We start from the raw sequence: 292 nt of genomic DNA on the forward strand, positions 1-292 counted from the left end.
ATGCCAAACTCATTGAAAAACCTTCTGAATCGCTCAATAGCTATGAATTCTTTCGTGTATTTCCCACTTGAGAACTCGCTCCATAATTTGGCGTTTATTTCCTTATACCTTTTGAGCTTCTCAAGTGTTGGTTCTTCTGATGCTTTTGCTAAAACAACCTCAAGAGATTCCTTTTCTGTCCTGTCAAAATCAAAAAGCGTGTGATCCAGATCGAAATATACCATGTTGTATTTCAAAGCAATCACTCCAAATCATTAATATCATTAGTTTTATTTATTATCGCATATTTTAC

Annotated in this window: 1 pseudogene; it reads right to left on the reverse strand. The window is 34.2% G+C overall.

The annotated features are described in order from the left end of the window. Window positions 1-245: pseudogene (locus tag AC3LHT_RS05945) on the reverse strand (YjjG family noncanonical pyrimidine nucleotidase); the annotation flags it as partial. Between the last annotated feature and the right edge of the window lie 47 nt (window positions 246-292).

The sequence above is a fragment of the Kosmotoga sp. genome (assembly GCF_982836095.1).